A 2,917-nucleotide genomic window follows, 5' to 3' on the forward strand; every position below is an offset into this window, starting at 1 on the left:
CCCCACCCCGCAGGTCGACTGGTCGGCCGGCGCGGTGGAACTGCTGACGGAACAGCGGCCCTGGCCCGAGGCCGGGCGACCGCGCCGGGCGGGTGTGTCCGCGTTCGGCGTCAGCGGCACCAACGCCCACGTCATCGTCGAGCAGGCACCCGACACGGACACCGGTACGGACGACACACCCGCGTCCGCACCCGCACCCGCACCCACACTCGCGGCAGCATCCACGGCAACGTCCACGGCCGTGCCCGCCGTCGTCCCCTGGGTCCTCTCTGCCCGCAGCCCCGAGGCGCTGGAAGGGCAGGCGGACCGGCTCGCGGAGTGGGCCGGGCGGCACCCGGACGCCGACCCCGCCGGTATCGCCCACGCGCTGCTCTCCACCCGGACGGCGTTCGAACACCGTGCCGTCGTCGTGGGCGCGGGACGCACCGCGCTGCTCGACGGTCTGGACGCCTTCGACCACCCCCGGCACGCCCGCGGAGTGGCGCGTCCCGGCAAGCTCGCGGTGCTCTTCACCGGCCAGGGCAGCCAGTACACCGGCATGGGCCGCCACCTGCACGAGCACCACCCGGTGTTCCGGGACGCCTTCGACGCCGCCTGTGCCGAACTGGACCGGCACCTGCTGGACGCCGGGCACGTCACCCGGTCCGTCCGGGACGTGGTCTTCGGCGACGACCCGGCCGAGCTGGAGCGGACGGTGTTCGCGCAGGCCGGTCTGTTCGCCGTGGAGGTCGCCCTGTTCCGGCTCTACGAGTCCTGGGGCGTCCGCCCCGACCGGCTCGCCGGGCACTCCGTCGGCGAGGTGACGGCGGCGCACGTGGCGGGCGTGCTGTCCCTCCCGGACGCCGCCGCGCTGCTGGCGGCACGCGGACGGCTGATGCAGGCCCTGCCGGGCGGGGCGATGGCCGCGCTCAACGCCCCCGAGTCCGTCGTCCGGCCCCTGCTGGCCGACGCGCCGGGCACCGTCGGCATCGCGGCGGTCAACGGGCCCGCCTCCGTCGTGGTCTCCGGCGACCGGGACGCCGTGACGGCCGTCGCCGAGGCGTGCGCGGCCCGCGGCCACCGCACCAAGCACCTCCGGGTCAGCCACGCCTTCCACTCCGCGCACATGGACGGCATGCTCGACGCGTTCCGCGAGGTCGTCGCCCGGCTGTCGTACTCGCTCCCGGCGATTCCCGTCGTCACCGGCGTCACCGGCGAGCCGGCCACCCCGGAGCAACTGTGCTCCCCGGACCACTGGGTCGAGCACGTCCGCCGCACCGTCCGCTTCCACGACGTCATCGGCGCGCTGCACACGCAACACGTCACCACCTTCCTCGAACTGGGCCCCGGCGGCGTCCTCACCGCGATGGCCCAGGAGGCGTCCGGCCCCGGCGCCGAACCGGCGATGTTCGTGCCCACACTGCACGGCGACGCCGAGGACGAGCGGATCGGCGCCGTCACCGCGCTGGCCCGGCTGCACGTCCGCGGCGTCCCCGTCGACTTCTCCGCCCTGCTCCCGGCGGCCCCGCACCGCACGGTCGACGACCTGCCCACCTACGCCTTCCAGCACCGCCGGTACTGGCCGGACGCCCCGCACCCGACGGCCCACCCGGCACCCGCGTCGCAGCCGGCGCCCGTACCCGTACCGCAGCCGGTGCCCGCGTCGCAGTCGGCGCCCGAGTCGCGGCCGGTGCCCGGACCGGTCGGCGACACACCGCTGGACCTGGTGCTGACCAGCGCCGCCGCCGTGCTCGGACACGACGACCCCTCGGCGATCGACCCCGAACGGCCCTTCCAGGACCTCGGCTTCGACTCCTTGAACGCGGTCCGGCTCCGCAACCGCCTGCACGACCTGACCGGCGCCGACCTGCCCACCACCCTCACCTTCGACCACCCGACACCGGCCGTGCTCGCGTCGTTCCTGCGCTCCCGGCTGCTCGGCGACGACACCGCCGGACACGACGACCCGGCCCGGCGGGCGGCCGATCCCGGCGAGCCGGTCGCCATCGTCGGCATGGCGTGCCGGCTGCCGGGCGGCGTGGCCTCCCCGGAGGACCTGTGGCGGCTGCTGCGGGCCGGGGAGGAGGGCATCGGCGAGTTCCCGACGAACCGCGGCTGGGACCTGGACTCGCTCTTCGACCCGGACCCCGACCACGCCGGCACCAGCTACACGCGGCGCGGCGGTTTCCTCTACGACGCGGGCGAGTTCGACGCGGAGTTCTTCGGCATCTCCCCGCGCGAGGCCCTGGCGATGGACCCGCAGCAGCGGCTGCTCCTCGAAACGTCCTGGGAGGCGCTGGAGCGGGCCGGCCTCGATCCCACCGCCCTGCGCGGCCAGGACGTCGGTGTCTTCGCCGGCATGGTCAACCACGACTACACCAGCCGCCTCCGTACGGTCCCCGACGGCTCCGAGGGGTACCTCATGACCGGCGGGGCGGGCAGTGTGCTGTCGGGCCGGGTGTCGTACGCGCTGGGCTTCGAGGGACCCGCGGTGACCATCGACACGGCGTGCTCGTCGTCGCTGGTGGCCCTGCACCTGGCCGCCCAGGCCCTGCGCTCCGGCGAGTGCACGATGGCCCTCGCGGGTGGCGTGACCGTGATGGCCGGGCCCGAGGCGTTCGTGGAGTTCTCCCGGCAGCGGGGTCTGTCGGCGGACGGCCGCTGCAAGTCCTTCGCCGCCTCGGCGGACGGCACCGGATGGGCCGAGGGCGCGGGCGTGGTCCTGGTCGAGCGGCTGTCGGACGCCCGGCGCCTGGGTCACCGGGTGCTGGCGGTGTTGCGTGGCAGTGCGGTCAACCAGGACGGTGCCTCCAACGGCCTCACCGCCCCCAACGGCCCCTCCCAGCAACGGGTGATCCGGCGGGCGTTGGCGGAGGCCGGACTGACGCCGTCCGACGTGGACGCGGTCGAGGCACACGGCACGGGCACGGCCCTGGGC

1 protein-coding gene is annotated in these 2,917 nt (G+C 75.4%); it reads left to right on the forward strand.

Annotated features, from left to right (window positions below):
- The coding region (locus KM933_RS38470) for a type I polyketide synthase (RefSeq protein WP_221362225.1) at positions 1-2,917 on the forward strand (2,917 nt) is incomplete at both ends.

The sequence above is a fragment of the Streptomyces beigongshangae genome (assembly GCF_019710745.1).
Classification (GTDB): domain Bacteria; phylum Actinomycetota; class Actinomycetes; order Streptomycetales; family Streptomycetaceae; genus Streptomyces; species Streptomyces beigongshangae.